Origin of the sequence: Kribbella sp. NPDC050459 (genome assembly GCF_040655315.1) — a bacterium.
Taxonomy (GTDB): domain Bacteria; phylum Actinomycetota; class Actinomycetes; order Propionibacteriales; family Kribbellaceae; genus Kribbella.
The window spans coordinates 25,018-44,016 of record NZ_JBFAJQ010000012.1 but is presented as its reverse complement, the minus strand read 5'-3'; the positions used below and the strand labels follow the sequence as shown (position 1 = coordinate 44,016).

Here is an 18,999-nt window from a genome sequence, read left to right as displayed (position 1 = left end):
CTGTCCGGCGTTTCCGGCCGGCGCGCGGACGGTGCCCGGAACTGCGAGACTGGGGCCCGACCAGGGGAGGGTGTCTGTGTGGGATCTGGTGGTTGTCGGAGCCGGGCCGGCGGGGGCCGCGGCCGCGCTCGGGGCGTTGGCGGCGGACCCGAGCTTGTCGGTGTTGCTGCTCGACCGGCACGAGTTCCCACGGGACAAGGCCTGCGGTGACGGCATCGCGCCGCACGTCCTCGACCTGCTGGCGGGCGTCGGCGTCACCGGCATCCTCGACGACTGGACCCCGGTACGGCGCTTCGTGCTGAACCGGGGTGCTGCGGGGGTGGACCGCGAGCTGTCCCGGCCGACCTGGGTGGTCCCGCGCACCGTCTTCGACCAGCGGCTCGTCGACGCCGCGCGAAAGGCCGGCGCGCAGTTCGTCCGCCGCCGGGTCCGCGGCCTCGCGATCCGGCCGGGGTCGGTCAGCGTCGACGACCTGGAGGCCCGCTTCGTGGTCGGGGCCGACGGCGCGCATTCCGTCGTACGGCGGGAGCTCGGCCTGAAGTCGGGCCCGGTGGCGCTCGCGATCCGCGGCTACGCGCCGACCCCGCCGGCACGGGCCGCGAGCCAGGTGATCGCGTACGGCCCCGGGCGGCAACCGTCGTACGCGTGGTCCTTCGACCGCGGCGACGGGTGGTCGAACGTCGGGTACGGCGAACTCCTGGCCGGCACCCGCCCGACCCGGACCGACCTGCTGAACCAGCTGGAGAAGCTGCTGCCGGGAGCGGCCGACGGCGGCGAGTCGTGGTGGGGACACCACCTGCCGCTCGCCGGCTGGACGTGGCGGCCGCACCGCGGACCGGTGCTGCTCGCCGGCGACGCGGCCGGGCTGATCAACCCGATGACGGGGGAGGGCATCTACTACGCGGTCGCGACCGGTCTGCTCGCCGGCCGCGCGATCGCCGACGCCCTCCGAGCAGGCAGCCCGGACGCGGGGACGCCGTACCGCCGCCGCACGTCCCGCCTGCTGTCCCGGCACCTTCGCGATACCGCAGTGGTCGCCCAGCTCAGCCGTTCGGACCGGATCCTCGACGCCGGGATCCGGGCCGCCGCGGCCGACCAGCACGTCTTCGACGATCTCGTCGAGCTAGGCCTCGCGGACGGCGGCCTGACCCGCCGCCTGCTCCGAACCATCCTGCCCTGACGCCTTGAGCGCATAACTAGCAGCATCGACGACCCGCTCGACCGGCCAGCCGAGCTGCCTCGCCACGTCCGGCGCGCGATCGTCCTGCCACAGGACGGCGAGCACCGCCAGACAGTCCTGGAAGCCGGCGCCGCCCGACATGTCCTCACCGAGCCGCTCGAAGAACTCCGCCATCTGCAGCAGCCGATCACCCGCGGGACTGTCGCGACCGACCAACTCGACGCCCTCGGCCGCGGTCTCCGCCCAGTTGTGGTTGGTGCGGGCGCTCACCTCCCACGCCTTCAGCCACACGTCGTCGGCGATCACGTAATGCTGCAGCCGGCGCACCGGGTCGGGCTCGCGATGCACCATCCCGACCCGCTCCAGATAGCCGATCGCCTTCGAGATCGACGCCGGGCTGACCTTCAGCGCGCGGACCAGGTCGGCCGCCGTCAGCGTACGGGAGTCGGAGGTGTAGAGCAGCGCGAGCACGCGCGACGCCATCCGTGGCAGTCCGCCGTCGACCATCATCGCCGCGAACCGCTCGACGTACGCCTGCCGCGGCTCGACGGGCCGGACAACGTCCACCGTCGCGGCCGACCTGCGCCGCCGGGCCCGGGACGCGGTGGCGTGGTGCGCGTGGTCGGCCCGGTATCCCCGCGGGCCGCCGTTGCGGGCGACCTCGCGGCTGACGGTCGACGTCGGCCGGCGCAGCTGCCGCGCGATCTCGGCGTACCCGAGACCGTCGGCCAGGCCCGCCGCGATCTCCAGCCGGTCCTGGTGACTCAGCCTGCCTCCGGGCATCGGCATCCTCCGCGCATTCATCGTCAGCTCATTGCAACGGATTGCGTTTTCTCGCAATCCCATTGCACAGAATGCCATGATTCACAGGGTTTCTCGACCGTAGGACCATGACGGATGATTACCGATCGGGTGAACGCAACGTAGCTTCCACGGCATGGTGCTGACAGTGGACGGCCTGCGGATGCGCTACGGCGATCGCGAGGTCCTGCAGGACGTGACGTTCGACGCCCGGCCCGGCGAGGTGCTGGCGCTGCTGGGGCCGAACGGCGCCGGGAAGAGTACGACGATCGAGATCCTCGAAGGCTTCCGGCTCCGGTCGGCGGGCCGGGTCGAGGTGCTCGGCGTCGATCCGGCCGCGGCCGACGAGCGCTGGCGATCCCGGATCGGCATCGTGCTGCAGTCCTGGCGCGACCACGGCAACTGGCGGGTGCGCGAGCTGCTGCACCACCTCGGCACGTACTACGCGCCGTACGCGACACCGGCCGCGCCGCGCCCATGGCCGGCCGATGAACTGCTCGCCGCCGTCGGCCTGACCGCTTCCGCGGGGCAGAAGGTCAGGACGCTGTCCGGCGGGCAGCGGCGGCGGCTCGACGTCGCGATCGGGATCGTTGGCCGCCCCGACGTCCTGTTCCTCGACGAGCCCACGACCGGCTTCGATCCGCAGGCCCGCGCGGAGTTCCACGACCTGGTCCGCCGGCTCGCTGCCGAGCAGGGGACGACGGTCCTGCTCACCACGCACGACCTCGACGAGGCGAGCAAACTCGCGCAGCGCATCGTCGTCCTGGCCGGCGGACGGATCATCGCGTCCGGCACGACCGCGCAGCTCACCGAGCTGATCGCGGGGGAGGACGAGGTCCGCTGGTCGGTCGACGGCCGGCCGTTCCGCGAGTCGACGCCCGATGCGACCGCCTTCGTCCGCGCCCTGTTCACCAGGTACGGCGACGCGGTCGGCGACCTCGAAGTACGCCGCGCCTCCCTCGAAGACACCTATCTCACCCTCGTCCGGGAGCAAGCATGAAGACCGGCTGGCAGCGGGGGCTGATCGAGTTGCGGCAGTCCTTCACCAACGGGCCCGAGCTGTTCAGCCATTTCCTCTGGCCGGTGCTGATGCTGGCCGCACTGTTCTTCCTCCGGCATCGCGACTTCGGCTCCACCGGGTTCCTGCTCGGCGCCCTCGCCCTGCCGAGCATCCTCGGGATGAACGCCGCGATGGGCATGGTCAGCATGAGTCAGCAGCTCACCGCCGACCGCGAGGACGGCACGTTGCTGCGGGCAAAGGCCATACCGAACGGCATGGTCTGCTACCTCGTCGGGAAGGTCGTCTCGGTCGCGGGCGGGCTGCTCGTGGACCTGGCGATCCTGCTGATTCCGGGGCTGCTTCTCATCGACGGGCTGGCGCTCGGATCGGCGCACTGGTTCACGCTCGGCTGGGTGCTGGTGCTCGGCCTGGTCGCGACGCTGCCGATCGGCGCGATCCTCGGCTCGGTTTTCACCACCGCCCGGTCCCAGGGTCTGATCCAGCTGCCGATGCTCGCGCTGATCGCCGTGTCGGGCATCTTCTACCCGCTCACCGCGCTGCCCGGCTGGCTCGCAGGGATCGGCCAGCTCACCCCGGTGTACTGGATGGGCCTGGGGATGCGTTCCGCGCTCCTGCCCGAGGAAGCAGTTGTGGTCGAGGTCGGTGAGTCGTGGCGGCACCTGGAAACGGCAGCCGTGCTCGGCCTCTGGGCTGTCGCCGGATTGCTGCTCGCTCCCGTCGTCCTGCGACGGATGGCGCGCCGGGAATCCGGCTCCAAGGTCGCCGAACGTCGCGAGCGCGCGCTCCAGCGCGTCGCATGATGGACGTATGGACCAGATGCAGGCGTGGGCAGTGGATCGTCCCGGACCGATCGACGGCGGTCCGCTGAAGCAGGTCCGCCGTACCGTCCCGGCGCCCGGCGCCGGTGAGGTCCTGATGAAGGTGGAGGCGTGCGGGATCTGCCGGACGGACCTGCATCTGACCGAGGGCGACCTCGAACCGAAGCGCCCCGGCGTCGTTCCCGGTCATCAGGTGGTCGGCACCGTCGTCGGGCAGGGCGGTCGCTTCGCGGCCGGGGACCGTGTCGGGATCGCCTGGTTGCGCGGGACCTGCGGCGTGTGCGAGTTCTGCCGGCAGGGCGCCGAGAACCTCTGCCCGCGGTCGACGTACACGGGCTGGGACGCGGACGGGGGCTTCGCGGAGTACGCCGTGGTGCCCGAGGACTACGCGTACGCGCTGCCGGCCGACCGGCCCGCGGCGGAACTCGCGCCGTGGCTGTGCGCCGGGATCATCGGCTACCGCTCGTTGCTGCGCGCGAACCTCCCGCCCGGCGGCCGGCTCGGCATCTACGGCTTCGGATCGAGTGCCCACCTCACCGCGCAGGTCGCGCTGGCCCAGGGCGCCGAGCTGTTCGTGATGAGCCGCGGCGAGCGGAACCGTGCCCTGGCCAAGGAGCTCGGCGCCGCCTTCGTCGGCGAGACTGCCGATCGGCCGCCGGTGCCGCTGGACTCGGCGATCGTGTTCGCCCCGGCCGGCGATGTCGTCCCGTACGCGCTCGAGGCGCTGAAGCCGGGCGGGACCGCGGCGGTCGCCGGCATCTACCTGTCCGACGTACCGGCGCTGAACTACGAGCGGTACCTGTTCCACGAGCGCGACCTGCGCAGCGTCACCTCCAACACGCGTCGTGACGGCGAGGAACTGTTCCGCCTGATCGCCCGGCTGCCGGTGAGGGCGCACACGACCGTTGTCCCGTTCGGCACCGTCGACGGGGCGCTCGCCGACGTCGCCCACGGCCGCGCGAGCGGGTCCCTGGTCACCGTCCTGGATTAACTGAACCGTCGCGGGCCGGAGAGCGTTAGAACTGGGTGAAGATTCCACCAGCGGGCGCCGCCCGGCTTCAAGGGTGCCTGCTAGCTGCGTTAGATTTGATCAAATCTCACCGACCTGCCAGGAGCGTGCGCGTGCGTATGTTGGAGCTGACCCGCCGTCCGCGGTCGGTCCCGGCTGCCGTACGCCTCTCGTCCGGAGAGGGCGGCCGGTGCTGAGCAAGGTCCTCGGCGCGGTAGGTGCGTTCCTGCTGATCGTCGGGGTGGTGCTCGCCGTCCGGCCGGTGCACGCCGGCGGGGACGCCTGCGGATCGGTCTTCCAGCCCGACAAGGGCATCACGCCGATGCAGTGCGACGCCCGGCTGAGCAGCCGCGGCACCCTGGTCGCCGGCTTCGGCGCCGGCGGCGTCGCCCTGGCCGTCACCGGCATCTCGCTCGCCGCGATCCGCGACCGCCGCACCCGCGTCGCCTCCTGACCCCTGACGCTCGACCTTCACACTTGACCTTCACACTGTGTCAAGCCGGAAGGTGGCTGCATGTTCACCATCGGAGACTTCGCGGCGTTCGGGCAGGTGTCCGCGCGGATGTTGCGGCACTACGACGCGCTCGGGTTGCTGCGGCCGGCCGTGGTCGACCAGGCCACCGGGTACCGGTACTACTCGGCCGACCAGTTCAGCCGGCTGAACCGGATCGTCGCGCTCAAGGACCTCGGGTTCAGCCTGCAGCAGGTCGGCGAGATCGTCGACGCCAAGCTGTCCGCCGAGGAACTGCGCGGCATGCTGCGGCTGCGGCAGGCGCAACTCGAGGACGAGCTGGCCCGTAGTGCGGCCCGGCTGACGAGCGTCGAGGCGAGGCTCCGGCTCATCGAGAGGGAAGGTCACATGCCCACCGACGACGTCGTCCTGAAAACCATCGCCGCGACCCGGGTCGCCGAACTGTCCGCGATCTCACCGAGCTACGACGGTGCGGACATCGGCCCGGTGCTCCAGCCCCTGTTCGGCCAGCTCTTCGAACGCCTCGGCGCGGCCGGCATCGACCCGTGCGGTTCGCCGGTCGCGTACTACGAGGACGCCGGGGACGAGACGATCCGCGTCCACGCCGCCGTCCCCGTCGGCACGGGGGCGGCGCCGGACGTCGACATCCTCGAACTCCCGGAGCTCGCCCAGGCCGCCACGATCGTCCACCAGGGCGACATGATGGAGGCCGATCGCAGCATGCAGACGCTGGCCCGCTGGATCGAGGACAACGGCTACCGCAGCCAGGGTTACGCCCGGGAGGTCACGCTCCAGTTCGACATGGACAACCCGGCGAACTGGGTGCACGAGTTCCAGATCCCGGTCACAAGGTCAAGCTGACCGTCGCGAACGAGTGCGGCGGCAAGGTCACCCGCAGGCCGCGCGGCTCCGGTTCCACCTCGAGCGGAACCGGGGCCACGGCGTCCGGGGTGTCCACGGTGTTGAAGGCCTGCGGTTTCGATGCCGTCAGCAACCGTCCCGACGACTCCCACGACGACGCGCCGCGGAGATCGAGCACGATGTCCAGCGCCTGCTCCGGATCGAGGTTGCTGACCGACACCAGCGCCCGCCCGTCCTTCACCGACGCGGACGCCGACACCAGCTGCATCGCCGTACCGTCGAGATCGTAGGTGCGACCCTCGACCACGTGCACCGGCAGCGCCTGCGCGTCCTGGTGTCCCTTGTTCATCTCGAACACGTGGTACGTCGGCGTCCGCACCAGACCGCCGTCATCGTCGGTCAGCAGCATCGCCTGCAGCACGTTCACGGTCTGGGCGATGTTCGCCATCACCAGGCGCTCCGCGTGCCGGTGGAACACGTCGAAGTGCAGGCTCGCCACGAGCGCGTCCCGCATCGCGTTCTGCTGGAACAAGAATCCGGGGTTCGTGCCCGGCTCCACGTCCCACCAGGTGCCCCACTCGTCCAGCACCACGCCGATCTTGCGCTCCGGGTCGTAGGCGTCCATCAGCGCCGAGTGCGCGCGGATGACCCGCTCGATGTCCTGGGCCTTGGCCAGCGTCCGGTAGTAGTCCTCCAGGCCGAACTCGGTCGCGCTGCCCTTGTGGTCCCACGTCCCGGCGACCGTGTAGTAGTGGATCGAGATCGCCTGGAAGATGTTCTTCGGGTCGCGCCCGCAGCCGAGGCAGCTGACCGCCTTCAGCAGCGCCTCGGTCCAGGCCAGGTCGTCGTCCGACGCGCCCGCGGCGATCCGGTACAGCTTGTTGTCGCCGTGGTCCTTCAGGAACGTCGCGTACTGCCGCGCCAGGTCGGCGTACGCCTCGGCGCGCAGGTTGCCGCCGCAGCCCCACGCCTCGTTGCCGATACCCCAGAACGGGACCTGCCACGGCTCGTCACGCCCGTTGGCCTTCCGCAGCCGCACCATCGGGCTGTCGCCGTCGCGGGTCAGGTACTCGACCCATTCGCTCATCTCGCGCACGGTCCCGCTGCCCACGTTCCCGTTGACGTACGGCGCCGCGCCGAGCAGCTCGCACAGTGCCATGAACTCGTGGGTGCCGAAGTGGTTGTTCTCCTCGACGTTGCCCCAGTGCGTGTTCACCATCGACGGCCGGTCCGCCTTCGGGCCGATGCCGTCCTTCCAGTGGTACTCGTCCGCGAAGCAGCCGCCCGGCCAGCGCAGGTTCGGGATGTCGAGCGCCCGGAGCGCCTCGACGACGTCCAGCCGGATGCCGCCCTCGTTCGGGATGTCCGAGTCCTCGCCGACGTAGAAGCCGCCGTAGATGCAGCGGCCGAGGTGTTCGGCGAAGTGGCCGTAGAGATGCCGGTTGATCGTGGGTCCGGGGACGTCGAGGTCGATCACGACCCGTGCTTCAGGCATGGAGCCCTCCTCGTTATCTACAGTTGGCCACATGGGCAAGCCGTCTGGCGTGGTGACGATGGCCGACGTCGCCCGGTACGCCGGGGTGTCGACGATGACAGTGTCGAACGTGATCAACGGGCGGCCGCGGGTCGGGCCGGAGACCCGGGAGCGGGTGCTGGCGGCGATCGGCGAGCTCGGGTACCAGGTGAACCTGGCGGCCCGGCATCTGCGCGCCGGCCGCACCGGCGTCGTCGGCCTGGCCGTGCCCGAGCTGGAGCGCCCGTACTTCGCCCAGCTGGCCGGCCGCCTCGCCGACCGCTTCGAGGCGCACGGCCTGCGGATCGTCACCGAACGCACCGGCGCCAGCCGTGAGGGCGAGCTGGACGCGGTCGCCTTCTCCCGGCTGCGGATGTACGACGGGCTGATCCTCAGCGTGGTCGACATCGACCCGGCCGAGCTGGGCCAGCTGCGCACCGACGCGCCGGTGGTGATGATCGGGGAGCGGGCGCTGCCGTCCCGTTTCGACCACGTGATGATGGACAACGTGGACGGCGCCCGGCAGGCGACCGCGCAGCTGCTCGCGACCGGCGCGCGCCGGGTCGCGATGATCGGCGGCGATCCCGGCGGCTCCGCGACCATGCAGGCACTCCGGGCCGAGGGATACGCGCTGGCGCACGCCGAGGCCGGCGTCGAGGTCGATCCGGAGCTGAACGTGCGCTGCTTGTTCGGCCTGCGCGACGGGTACGACGCGATCCGGGCGCTGCGCGAGCGCGGGGTCGCGTTCGACGCGGTGTTCGCGCTGACCGACGTGGTGGCGATGGGGGCGCTGCGGGCGCTCGCCGACGCGGGGCTGCGGGTGCCGGACGACATCCAGGTGGTCGGCTTCGACGATATCGACGAGGCGGCGTTCCTGGTGCCGTCGCTGTCCACGGTCAACCCCGGTCACGACGAGATGGCCGACGCGATCACCACGTTGATGACGGCGCAGCTCCGCAGCCCGGGCGGCGAGCCGAAAGAACTCGTCGTACCCGCGCAGCTGGTTCTGCGGGGCACGACGAAGCCGTCGGCCTGAAGTCCACTGTCGCCGCACGGCAGTAGGTATATCGATAAACAAGCGCGCTGGCAAGGCCCCGCAGTGTGGCGGGGCCTTGCGGGGATCAGCGCAACAGCTTCGCGACTTCCGTCAGCTGGTCCTCGGTCAGCGGGCCGAAGTCCATCGCGCGGGCGTTCTCCTCGGCCTGCGCGACGGTCCGGAAGCCGGGGATCGGGACGGTCCGCGGACTGCGGGCCCACAGCCAGGCGAGTGCGCCCTGGGCCAAGGTCCGCCCGTCGCTCTGCAGCACGTCGCGGATCGCGGACACCTTCTCCCACCACTCCGGCGCCGGCACGCCGCCGTCGTCGAAGTACCGCAGCCAGGACGGCGGCAGCGTACGGATGTCAGCGCCGGTGGCCGGCCTGTTCGCGTCCCGGCGGCCGAGGATCCCCATCCCCAGCGGGGTCCGGTTGATGCTCGCCAGGTTCTCGCGCTCGCACAGCGCGAAGAAGTCCGGCGCATCGTGCAGCACGCTCGCTTCGTGCTGGACCGCGGCGCAGTGGTCGCCCTGGGCGAAGAACTCCGCGCTGTGCACCGTGTCGGTGCTCCAGGCGTAGCTGCGGATCAGCCCTTCGCGGACCAGTTCCTCACAAGCCTCGCGCAGCGGCAACGCGATCTCGTCGGTGGTGTCGAAGTGCAGCTGGTAGAGATCCAGGTAGTCGGTCCCGAGCCGCTCGAGCGACGCCCGGACGGCCTTGTGGACGTACTCCGGGCTGCTGTCCTGGTGGTGCATGACCCGGGTCGACTCGTCGAACGTGTTGCCCCACTTGGTGGCGATCACCACCTGGTCGCGGATGCCTTCGAGGGCCTTGCCCAGAACGCGTTCGCTGTGGCCGGCGCCGTACACGTCCGCGGTGTCGAAGAACGTGACGCCGAGCTCGACCGCCCGGCGGATCGCCCGCACCGACTCGTCGTCGTCCACGACACCCCAGCCCAGCGGTTCACCGGCCGGATTGCTGAACGGCCCTCCGATCGCCCAGCATCCGAACCCGACCGGGCTGACCTCGATTCCTGCTCGTCCCAACCTGCGCATCTCCATGGCGTCGAGCCAACCAGCGTCGCGCTCATCCGTCCAATGAATCTTCTGTGCGGACTTCATGCACGCCGTGCATATAACGAAATTACCCTCTTTACCTACCATTAGCTGTTAGGTAACCTTCCTAACAATTCTGGCTCCGCGCCCCCGGAGGAATCTCATGAGACTGCGCATGCTCGCGCTGGTACTACCAGTCGGACTACTCGCCGCACTGGGCGGCTCTGCCGCCAGTGCCCGGATGAACGCCGACACCCTGCTGTCGCAGGGCAAGCCGGTGATCGCCTCGAGCGTCGAGGACGACACCCTGACCGCGGCGAAGGCGGTCGACGGCAGTACGTCGACCCGCTGGGCCAGCGCCGAAGGCGTTGATCCGCAGTGGATCCGCGTCGATCTCGGTCAGCCGGCCGCGGTCGGCCGGGTCAAGCTGAACTGGGAGGCCGCGTACGCGAAGGCGTACCGGATCGAGGTCTCCGACAACGGGACCGACTTCACCACGGTCAAAGAGGTTGCGGACGGCAACGGCGCGACCGACGACCTGACCGGCCTGCAGGCACACGGCCGGTACGTGCGGCTCGTCGGCACCAAGCGCGGGACGTCGTACGGCTACTCGCTGTGGGAACTCCAGGTCTACGGCACGGCCGACTCGAGCGGCGACACCCAGGCGCCGACGGTTCCGGCCGGTCTGAAGAGCACCGGCGCGACGGCCACCTCCGTCGCGCTCAGCTGGACCGCCTCCACCGACAACATCGGCGTCAGCGGGTACGACGTCCTGCGCGGCGGCACGGTGGTCGCGACGACGCCGGGCACGCAGTACAACGACACCGGGCTGACCGCGAGCACGGCGTACACGTACTCGGTGCGCGCCCGCGACCTGGCCGGGAACGTGTCCGCGGCGAGCGCGCCGATCACGGTCACCACCTCGGCCGGCGGCAGCGGGAGTTTCGTCCTGGCGGCCGCGGGGGACATCGCGGATCGCTGTACGGCGTCCGACTCCGACTGCATCCACCCGAAGACGGCGAACCTGGTCCAGGCGATGAACCCGGCCGCCGTGATCACGATGGGCGACAACCAGTACGACGACGCGCATCTGTCGGACTTCCAGAACTACTACGCGAAGACGTGGGGGAGGTTCAAGAGCATCACGCACCCGATCCCCGGCAACCACGAGACGTACGACGACACGCCGTTCCAGGGGTACCACGACTACTTCGGGTCGATCGCGACACCGCAGGGCAAGAACTACTACAGCTGGAACCTCGGCAACTGGCACTTCGTCGCTCTCGACTCGAACGACTTCGTCAAGGAGGACGGGCTGAGCGAGCCGGCCCAGCTCACCTGGCTGAAGCAGGACCTGGCGAACAACACCAAGGGCTGCATCGCCGCGTACTACCACCACCCGCGCTTCAGCTCCGGCGACCACGGCGACAACGTGGATGCCGATCCGCTCTGGCAGACGCTGGTGGCGGCGAAGACCGACCTGGTGCTGAACGGCCACGACCACCACTACGAGCGGTTCGTACCGCAGAACGCGGACGGCGACAAGGACGCCAATGGGCCGGTGCAGATCATCGGCGGCATGGGCGGCGCGCCGCTGTACCCGGTGCACGCCGCGCATCCGGCGACCGCCAAGATCATCTCCGACTTCGGGGTGCTGAAGCTGTCGATGACCGACAGCACGTTCGCCACCCAGCTGATCGGTCTGGACGGTGACGTCCTCGACAGCAGCCCGACGTACAGCTGCCACTGATGTATCTCGCATCCGTCGGCCCGCTGCGGACACCGCTGCGCCGCGTCCCCGGCAACGTCCCTGGAAATGTTCTGGCCTTGGGCGTCGTCAGCCTGGTGACCGACGTGTCGGCCGAGATGGTGACCGCGATCCTGCCGCTGTACCTGGTCTTCGGGCTCGGGCTGAACCCGCTGCAGTTCGGCCTGCTCGACGGCCTGTACGCCGGGGCCACCGCCGTACTGCGGCTGGCCGGCGGACATGTGGCCGACCGCTGGCGACGGTTGAAGGCCGTCGCCGGCGTCGGCTACGCGCTCTCGGCGGTCGCGAAGCTCGGCTTCCTGGCCGCCGCGTCCAGCGTTCCCGCGATCGGCGCGGTCCTCGCGATCGACCGCGCCGGCAAGGGGATCCGCACGGCGCCGCGCGACGCGCTGATCTCGTTGAGCAGCGACCCGGCAACCATGGGGCGCTCGTTCGGCGTCCACCGTGCCCTCGACACCGTCGGCGCGTTCCTCGGCCCACTCGTCGCGACTCTGGTCCTGTGGGCAAGCCTCAACGACTACAACTCGGTCTTCGTCACCAGCTTCGCCCTGGCCGCGGCAGCCGTCATCCTCCTGACCGCCTTCGTCCGCGACCACTCACCGCACACCCCGCCCGCGCGGCCGGTGGGCAGGATGCAAGCGCTCGCGTTGTTGCGGGATGCGGCTTTCCGCCGGAGCTGCATCTGGGCTGCTGCCCTCGGGCTGTTCACGATCACCGACTCCTTCGTCTACCTCGCCGTACAGCGCCGCTGGGACATCGACGCCGGCCTGTTCCCCCTGCTCCCGTTGGGAACCGCCGGCACCTTCCTGCTGCTCGCGATCCCGCTCGGCCGGCTCGGGGACCGGATCGGCCGCTGGAAGGTCTTCCTCGGCGGCCATCTCGCGCTCGTCCTCGCGCTGCTCGTCGTGTCCGGTCCGCTCGGCAGTTGGTGGCTGGTCCTCGCGTTGCACGGCGCCTTCTACGCGGCGACCGACGGCGTACTCCCCGCCGCGGTCGGTCCGCTGCTTCCGGAGCACCTTCGCGCGAGCGGTCTCGCCGTACTGCAAACCGGCCAGGCGCTGGCCCGGATGGCGGCCGCCGTCACCGTCGGCCTGCTGTGGACCCTCTGGGACCTCCGACCGGCGATGCTCACGTTCACGGCCGGCCTGCTGGCGGTCACGCTCGCGGCGGCCGTCTTCAAACCGTTGGAGGTACGCCGATGACCCGCCGGCTGCTCGTCACCGCGATCGGTGTCCTCGCGCTCGTCGGCGGCGCGATCACGTACGTCGCCCGCGCGCGCGACGGCGCCGCCGCCGAGAACGCCGTACCGGTCGTCACGGGGCAACCGATGCGGCTCGACGGCAGGACGCTCTACTTCCGCAACCTCGCCGCCGGACCGGACTCCGGCAAGCTGGCCGCCGTACCTGCCGGTGATCCGGGAGCCGCCCGGCGCGTGGGGGAGCTGCACTGCGACCGGTTCGCCGCAGCCCACGGCACCGCGATCTGCTTGCGGCTGAAGGCGAATTCGCTGCCCGCGCTGACCGAGATGATCGTGCTCGACGCCGGTCTGCGGGAGCGGCACCGCGAGACCCTGCCCGGTACGCCGAGCCGGGCGCGGGTGTCGCCCGACGGACGGATCGTGAACTGGACGATGTTCGTGACCGGCGACTCGTACGCGGCCAGCGGCTTCTCGACCCGCACCGGCCTCTACGAGGTGGACACCGGACGGCTCGTGAAGACGATCGAGGAACTCGCCGTCTTCGTCGGCGGGAAGCGGTACTTCGCGTCGGACGTGAACTTTTGGGGTGTCACGTTCGGTGCCGACGGCAATCGTTTCTACGTGACGATGGCGAGCAAGGGCAAGACGTACCTGATCGAGGCCGACTACCGCGCGTACCGCGGGACGGCGATCGCCGAGAACGTCGAGTGCCCTTCGCTGTCACCGGACGGCCGCCGCATCGCCTACAAGCAGAAGAACCCCGACGGCACCTGGCGCCTGGCCGTCCTCGACCTCGCCACGCGCCAGATCACCCACCCCGCCGAGTCCCGTCCCGTCGACGACCAGCCCGTCTGGCAGAACAACACCACGCTGCTCTATCCGGTCCGCAACGCCGCCGACACGCTGGACGTCTGGTCCGTAGGCCTCACCACACCCGCCCGCTTGCTCATCCCGCAGGCCACCACGCCCTCCTTGAGCTAGCTCGCCCACTCAGCTGGAGATCGCTGCCATGGATTGTCAGGGTTTGCTGGCACCGTCGAGCGGGTGACCTCACGACCTCGGCTGCTGCTGCCCGCAGCTTTCATCACGTCCCTCGGCAACAACATCCAGCTCCTCGGCGCCGCGTTGCTGCTGGTCCGCGCGCAGGGCTCGATGCTCGACGTCGGCTGGCTCTTCATCGCGGTCGCCGTACCGCAGGCCGTGCTGTCGCCGTACTTCGGCCGCCTCGCGGATCGCTTCGACCGGCGTCGCCTGTGGATCGGCTGCGATCTCCTCGGCGCCGCGGCCGCGCTCACCCTCCCCATCGGCCTGGCGCTCGGCGTGTCCCAGCAACCGCTCGTCTATGCGACCAACTTCGCGCTGGCCGTGATCGCCGCCCAGTTCACGCCGGCGAGCGCGGCGCTCATCCGCGAGCGAGTCCCCGCCGTGCACCTGCGCCGCTTCAACGCGCACTACGAGATCGCCCTGCAATGCGGCATGCTGCTGTCCGCCTGCGTCGGCGGGGTCGCGCTCCAGTACTTCGGCCCGACGCCGCTCTTCGCGTTCAACGCGCTCACCTTCGCCCTCTCCGCCGTACTGGTGTTCCGGGTCGGGACGGTCCGCCGGCCGCAAGAGTTGCTCCTGGCAACCACTTCCGCCGCGCACCGCTCGGGGATCCCGCTCGCGCCGCTGGCCGTCCTGTTCGGGCAGGGCCTCGTTGTCGTGACAGTCTTCAACGCCCTGCTGCCGGTCTTGCTGATCGGAGAGTGGCATCGTGGTCCGGCGTTGCTCGGCGTGGTCGACGCCTTGGGTGGAGCCGGCTTCCTGCTCGCCGCGGCCGTCTACCGCCGATCCGCCGCGCGCCTCGGTGATCTGAGGCTGGCGATCGGCGCTTTCCTGATCTGTACGTCGCTGTTCGCTCTCCAGCCGCTCTTCGGCGTACCGCTGCTGATGGCGCTTGTGCCGTTGGGCGCCTTCTTGTTCGGGCAGGCGCGGATCGCGACGCGGTCGCTCCTGATGACGTCGGTGGACGAGTTGCGGGTTGGGTATGCGTTCGGGCTGGCCAACGGGTACGGGCTGGCCGCGACTGTCGTCGTCATGCTGATCACCTCGGTCGTCACCGGCCGCTCCGACACCCGCTACGGCTTCGCGACCGTCGCCGCGATCAGCCTCCTCACCGCCGGCCTGGCCGCCGCCTGGATCTCGCGCCGCCGGGCGGCGGCAGTCCGGGAGCCAGATGTAACAGTGCTTATATAAGTGCTGTTACTATCGGCTCCATGGAGGATCCCACGGAGCAGAGTTTGTGGCGGCCGTTGCACGAGCTGTTGGGGCGGATGGATGCCGAGATCGGGCGGATCTACACCGATCGCGACATCTTGGGGCTGAAGCCGACGTACGTGCGGGAGCTGCTCCAGCTGCATCTCAGGGGCCCGATGACGATCACCGAGCTCGCCGACGCGACCGGGCGGACGCACTCGGCGCTCAGCCAGAAGGTGGCCGGGATGCGCGCCGCCGGCCTGGTCCGGACCGTGCCGGGCGCGGACGCCCGCAGCAAGCACGTCACGCTGACCGCGAAGTCGAAGAAGCTCGTCGAGCTGCTGGCCGCCGAGTGGCGGGCCACCGAGGCTGCGATCGCCGAGCTCGAGGCGGAGCTGCCGTACCCGATAAGTCAGGTGGTCCGCGATGTCGAGGCGGCCCTGGCCCGGAAGAGCTTCCACGACCGCATCGCGGAGAAGCTGCGGTGAGGCGGGCGCTCATCGACCTGGGCCCGTTGCGGGTGCTGACGTACCGGCGGTTGTGGATCGGGCAGGTGCTGTCGGCGTTCGGCGGTCAGCTGACCTTCGTCGCGGTGATGTTCCAGGTGTGGGACCAGACCGCCAGCCCGGCCTGGACCGGCGCGGTCGGGCTGGCGCAGGCGGTGCCGCTGATCGTGCTCGGCCTGTTCGCGGGCACCCTCGCCGACCGGCTCGACCGGCGCCGGATCTACCTGGTCACCACGATCGCGCAGTTGCTCACCGCAACCGTCATGGCGAGCCAGTTGGTGATCGGCCGGGTCCCGGTGGGGGTGCTGCTGGCGCTGGTCGCCGTCCAGGCGTCGTTCGGTGCGACCGCCGGACCGGTGGCGCGGACAGTCCTGCCGCACCTGCTGTCACGTGACCAGTTGGCGGCCGGGCTCGCGCTCAACCGGATCGGGTTCCAGGGGGCGATGCTGCTCGGCCCGGCGCTCGGCGGCGTGATCGTCGGCACCTGGGGCGTCGGCGTCTGCTACCTGGTCGACGCTCTGAGCTTCCTCGCCGCGCTGTACGGCGTCCTCGGGCTGCCACACCTGCGGATCGAGGCCGTCGCGAAGCCGGGACTGCGCGGCGTGCGGGACGGGCTGAGCTTCATCGCCGCGACGCCGGTCATCCGGGGCGCGCTGATCACCGACCTGGCCGCGACCGTGCTGTCGATGCCGATCAGTCTGTTCCCGGTGATCAATGCGGAGCGGTTCGGCAACAACCCGCGGACGCTCGGGCTGTTCCTGACCGCGATCGCTGTCGGCGGGGTCGCCGCGTCGTTGTTCTCCGGGACGTTCACCCGGCTGCCCCGGCACGGCGTGGTGATGTTGTGCGGTTCGGCCGGGTGGGGGATCGCGCTGCTGCTGTTCGCATTCTCGCCGGCGGCGTGGCCTGCGTTGGTGTTCCTCGCGGTGGCAGGTGCCGCGGACACCGTCGCGGTCGTGTCGCGGAGCACGATCGTCCAGCTGCACACACCGACCGAGCTGCTCGGCCGGGTCAGCGCCGCCGAGCAGATCGTCGGCCAGGCCGGCCCCGACCTCGGCAACCTCCGCGGCGGCGTCGTCGCACAGCTCACCTCACCGGTCGTCTCGCTCGCGTCCGGAGCCCTGCTGTGCGTCGCGGCCGTCGCCGCGGTCGCCGGCACGACGCCAGGCTTGCGAGCGGCCGAAGAAGTCCCGGTTACAGACTGACGGTGCGGAAGCCGGCGTTGCCCATCGACGACTCCGGCGTGTTCGACGAGCGGGCGGCGTTGCGGTAGCGGTTGCAGTACGAGTCGTGGCACAGGTATGAGCCGCCGCGCATCACCCGCGCCGCGCCGAGCGACGGGCCGGACGGGTTCCCGGCCGGGGAGAACTTGTAGTACCGCGGGCCGAACCAGTCCTCGCACCACTCCCAGACGTTCCCGACCGTCTGCCACAGGCCGTAGCCGTTCGGCTGGAAGGTGCGGACGGGTGCGGTCGTCAGGTACCCGTCCTCCTCGGTGTTCGTCCGCGGGAACTCGCCCTGCCAGATGTTGCAGCGCCACTCGCCGTCGTCGCCGATCAGCTCGTCGCCCCACGGGTAGCGGGCGCCCTCGAGGCCGCCGCGGGCGGCGTACTCCCACTGGGCCTCGGTCGGCAGCCGGCGGCCGGCCCACTTGCAGTACGCGACCGCGTCGTTCCAGCTCACGTGGACGACGGGATGGTCGTCGAGCCCGTCGAGGCCGGACCGTGAGCCGCCCGGGTGCCGCCAGTCGGCGCCGCGGACGCCGGCCCACCACGGCGTACCGGACGCCGGGCCCATCACCTCGTCCGGCTCGGCGGCCAGTGCGAGGTGGAACACCGCGGAGTAGCCGAAGGTCTCGGCCTCGGTCCGGTAGCCGGTCGCGTCGGCGAACCGGGCGAAGTCGGCGTTCGTCACGCTGGTCGCGTCGATGCTGAACGGCGCCACCTCGACCTGGTGCACCGGCGTCTCGCCGTCACCGGCGTTCTCGTCGCCGTTGCTGTTCCCCATCGCGAACGAGCCGCCACCGAGCGCGATCTGCTCGATCCCGTGCGCACCGGCCGCGGCCGGCACCGGGGAACCAGCCGGGATGTCCAGCGGGACCCCGGTCCTGGCCGGCGCACAGCAGGACGGGTGCTCGTCGCTCATGCCGGCCAGCTTAGTTGTCGGCTCCGGGGCTGAAGGCGGCCTATCCGAGGCTTGGTGGTCCGGCCTCGATGCGGCGCAGGACCGGGTCGAGACGGTAGAAGTCGGTGCCGGTGATGAGCTGGCGCTCGTCCCACCAGGTCGCGCCCGCCTCGGCGAGCGGCTCGATCAGGGCGCGGGAGCCGGCAGGGTCGGTCGGGCTGATGCCGCCGACGATCACGTCGTACGGCGTGCTCGTGTCCGTGCGCTGCTCGTTCACGAAGGCGACCAGGTCGCGCAACTCGCCGACCGGCGGCGCTTCGCCGTGGTTGGCGGTCTTGAACAGCGGCACGGCGCCGTCCCAGCGCGCGGCCCGGCGCATCGGCGCCTTGCGCGGCCAGAACCCCGCGATCCAGACCGGCGGCCGCGGTCGCTGGACCGAAGCGGGCAGCAGCTCCACGTCGTCGGCCAGGTAGTGCTCGCCGCGGTGGTTCACGCGGTCACCCGACCAGTACGCCGTCAGCAGGTCGAGGCCCTCGTCCAGCTTCGAGGCCAGCACCTTCGGGTCGGTCTCGTCGCCGAAGCTGCCGAACTCGTCGTCGATCGGCCCGCCGAGCCCGGCGCCGAAGATCACCCGGCCGCCGCTCAGCCCGTCGAGGGTGGCAACCTGCCGGGCGAGTTGCTCGGGCCGCCGGCGCGCGACCGGCGTGACCAGCGGACCGAGCGTGATCCGCGAGGTCGCCAGCGCGGCCGCGGTCATCAGCATCCACGGGTCGCCGAACGGCTGCCCGCGCCGCCGTTCCTTGCTGTGCACCACATGGTCCCAGAGGAACAGGCCGTCCCAGCCTGCCTCCTCGGCCGCCGTCGCCACGCGGGCCACGGTGCGGGCGTCCGCGAAGTCCCCGAAGTTCGGGATGTTGATCGAGAAGCGCATCGTCACTCACCCAGTCGTAGTTCGACGAACGGAATCGTGTCGCCCGGCAGCAGATAGGTCTCCACCTCGACGAAGCCGTGCGCCTTCGCGAACCGGAGGCCGTCGGCGTTGCTGCTCAGGATGTGCGTCTCGATGCCGTCCCCCAACTCCCGCCCGCGCCGCAGGCAGTGCTCGTAGAGCGCCGTACCGAAACCACGGCGCCGGTACGCCGGGAGCACCCGGGCGATCACCACCGCCGCCCGGGTCTCCTCCGACGGCGGGCGGACCGTGGAACAGCCGACGAGGACGTCGCCGTCGTACGCCACCTCGAGCACGTTCCGCGTCGCCCGCTCCCGGATGTCGTCGACCGACAACGGCGCCGTCGGGATGATCTCGTTGTGCACCCGCTGCCAGTCCAGCACGGTCTGCTCATCGATCACCGGCACAATCCGCAACTCACTCACCCCGCCACCCAACAGGCAGCCGGGGGCAG

Annotated in this window: 19 protein-coding genes; 13 read left to right on the top strand and 6 right to left on the bottom strand. The window is 70.6% G+C overall.

Going from position 1 to position 18,999, the window contains the following annotated elements:
• Window positions 1-76 precede the first annotated feature (76 nt).
• Window positions 77-1,180, top strand: a complete 1,104-nt coding sequence (locus AB0I12_RS31325; RefSeq protein WP_359936279.1) for a geranylgeranyl reductase family protein — start codon at window positions 77-79, stop codon at window positions 1,178-1,180.
• Here the strand turns inward: AB0I12_RS31325 and AB0I12_RS31320 are convergent.
• Entirely contained in the window at window positions 1,124-1,984 is an 861-nt protein-coding gene (locus AB0I12_RS31320; RefSeq protein ID WP_359936277.1) for a helix-turn-helix domain-containing protein, read from the bottom strand. The genes AB0I12_RS31325 and AB0I12_RS31320 overlap by 57 nt on opposite strands.
• A 133-nt stretch (window positions 1,985-2,117) precedes the next feature.
• Between AB0I12_RS31320 and AB0I12_RS31315 the strand changes: the two genes are divergently transcribed.
• The 5 genes from AB0I12_RS31315 to AB0I12_RS31295 all read left to right on the top strand — a co-directional run bounded on the left by AB0I12_RS31315 (window position 2,118) and on the right by AB0I12_RS31295 (window position 6,162).
• The gene (locus AB0I12_RS31315; protein WP_359936275.1) at window positions 2,118-2,981 is read left to right on the top strand and encodes an ABC transporter ATP-binding protein; all 864 of its coding nucleotides are present in this window, start codon (window positions 2,118-2,120) and stop codon (window positions 2,979-2,981) included.
• On the top strand, window positions 2,978-3,802 hold the full coding sequence (locus tag AB0I12_RS31310; protein WP_359936273.1) for an ABC transporter permease: 825 nt from the start codon (window positions 2,978-2,980) through the stop codon (window positions 3,800-3,802). The genes AB0I12_RS31315 and AB0I12_RS31310 overlap by 4 nt, the downstream gene beginning before the upstream one ends.
• A gap of 7 nt (window positions 3,803-3,809) precedes the next feature.
• Window positions 3,810-4,811, top strand: coding sequence for a zinc-dependent alcohol dehydrogenase family protein (locus AB0I12_RS31305; protein WP_359936271.1), 1,002 nt, complete (start codon window positions 3,810-3,812; stop codon window positions 4,809-4,811).
• A 208-nt stretch (window positions 4,812-5,019) separates the two neighbouring features.
• Window positions 5,020-5,283, top strand: a complete 264-nt coding sequence (locus tag AB0I12_RS31300) for a hypothetical protein (protein ID WP_359936269.1) — start codon at window positions 5,020-5,022, stop codon at window positions 5,281-5,283.
• A 60-nt stretch (window positions 5,284-5,343) separates the two neighbouring features.
• Window positions 5,344-6,162 carry a MerR family transcriptional regulator gene (locus tag AB0I12_RS31295; RefSeq protein WP_359936267.1) on the top strand — a complete coding sequence of 273 codons (819 nt, stop codon included), beginning with the start codon at window positions 5,344-5,346 and terminating at the stop codon, window positions 6,160-6,162.
• Here the strand turns inward: AB0I12_RS31295 and AB0I12_RS31290 are convergent.
• Entirely contained in the window at window positions 6,146-7,657 is a 1,512-nt protein-coding gene (locus AB0I12_RS31290) for an alpha-L-arabinofuranosidase C-terminal domain-containing protein (protein WP_359936265.1), read from the bottom strand. The two genes, AB0I12_RS31295 and AB0I12_RS31290, sit on opposite strands and share 17 nt — an antisense overlap.
• A gap of 31 nt (window positions 7,658-7,688) precedes the next feature.
• On the opposite strand from AB0I12_RS31290, the gene AB0I12_RS31285 reads away from it, so the two are divergent.
• Window positions 7,689-8,711, top strand: coding sequence for a LacI family DNA-binding transcriptional regulator (locus tag AB0I12_RS31285; protein WP_359936263.1), 1,023 nt, complete (start codon window positions 7,689-7,691; stop codon window positions 8,709-8,711).
• Between the two features lie 85 nt (window positions 8,712-8,796).
• Here AB0I12_RS31285 and AB0I12_RS31280 read toward each other — a convergent pair whose 3' ends face one another.
• A complete protein-coding gene (locus AB0I12_RS31280; protein WP_359936261.1) occupies window positions 8,797-9,771 on the bottom strand; it encodes an aldo/keto reductase in 975 nt (324 codons plus the stop codon).
• Window positions 9,772-9,928: 157 nt separating this feature from the next.
• On the opposite strand from AB0I12_RS31280, the gene AB0I12_RS31275 reads away from it, so the two are divergent.
• The 6 genes from AB0I12_RS31275 (at window position 9,929) to AB0I12_RS31250 (ending at window position 16,677) form a co-directional block, all read left to right on the top strand.
• On the top strand, window positions 9,929-11,515 hold the full coding sequence (locus AB0I12_RS31275) for a discoidin domain-containing protein (protein WP_359936259.1): 1,587 nt from the start codon (window positions 9,929-9,931) through the stop codon (window positions 11,513-11,515).
• Window positions 11,515-12,735, top strand: a complete 1,221-nt coding sequence (locus AB0I12_RS31270; protein WP_359936257.1) for an MFS transporter — start codon at window positions 11,515-11,517, stop codon at window positions 12,733-12,735. The genes AB0I12_RS31275 and AB0I12_RS31270 overlap by 1 nt, the downstream gene beginning before the upstream one ends.
• Window positions 12,732-13,712 carry a hypothetical protein gene (locus tag AB0I12_RS31265; RefSeq protein ID WP_359936255.1) on the top strand — a complete coding sequence of 327 codons (981 nt, stop codon included), beginning with the start codon at window positions 12,732-12,734 and terminating at the stop codon, window positions 13,710-13,712. Before AB0I12_RS31270 ends, AB0I12_RS31265 begins: the two co-directional genes overlap by 4 nt.
• A gap of 63 nt (window positions 13,713-13,775) precedes the next feature.
• Entirely contained in the window at window positions 13,776-14,966 is a 1,191-nt protein-coding gene (locus tag AB0I12_RS31260) for an MFS transporter (RefSeq protein ID WP_359936253.1), read from the top strand.
• Between the two features lie 20 nt (window positions 14,967-14,986).
• On the top strand, window positions 14,987-15,454 hold the full coding sequence (locus tag AB0I12_RS31255; RefSeq protein ID WP_359936251.1) for a MarR family transcriptional regulator: 468 nt from the start codon (window positions 14,987-14,989) through the stop codon (window positions 15,452-15,454).
• Window positions 15,451-16,677, top strand: coding sequence for an MFS transporter (locus AB0I12_RS31250; RefSeq protein ID WP_359936249.1), 1,227 nt, complete (start codon window positions 15,451-15,453; stop codon window positions 16,675-16,677). The genes AB0I12_RS31255 and AB0I12_RS31250 overlap by 4 nt, the downstream gene beginning before the upstream one ends.
• Here the strand turns inward: AB0I12_RS31250 and AB0I12_RS31245 are convergent.
• Genes AB0I12_RS31245 through AB0I12_RS31235 form a run of 3 tightly spaced genes read right to left on the bottom strand, consistent with a single transcriptional unit; the run spans window position 16,667 to window position 18,970 of the window.
• Entirely contained in the window at window positions 16,667-17,617 is a 951-nt protein-coding gene (locus AB0I12_RS31245; protein WP_359936247.1) for a formylglycine-generating enzyme family protein, read from the bottom strand. The genes AB0I12_RS31250 and AB0I12_RS31245 overlap by 11 nt on opposite strands.
• A 40-nt stretch (window positions 17,618-17,657) precedes the next feature.
• Window positions 17,658-18,527, bottom strand: coding sequence for an LLM class flavin-dependent oxidoreductase (locus AB0I12_RS31240; protein WP_359936245.1), 870 nt, complete (start codon window positions 18,525-18,527; stop codon window positions 17,658-17,660).
• A gap of 2 nt (window positions 18,528-18,529) precedes the next feature.
• A complete protein-coding gene (locus AB0I12_RS31235; protein WP_359936243.1) occupies window positions 18,530-18,970 on the bottom strand; it encodes a GNAT family N-acetyltransferase in 441 nt (146 codons plus the stop codon).
• Window positions 18,971-18,999: the final 29 nt, after the last annotated feature.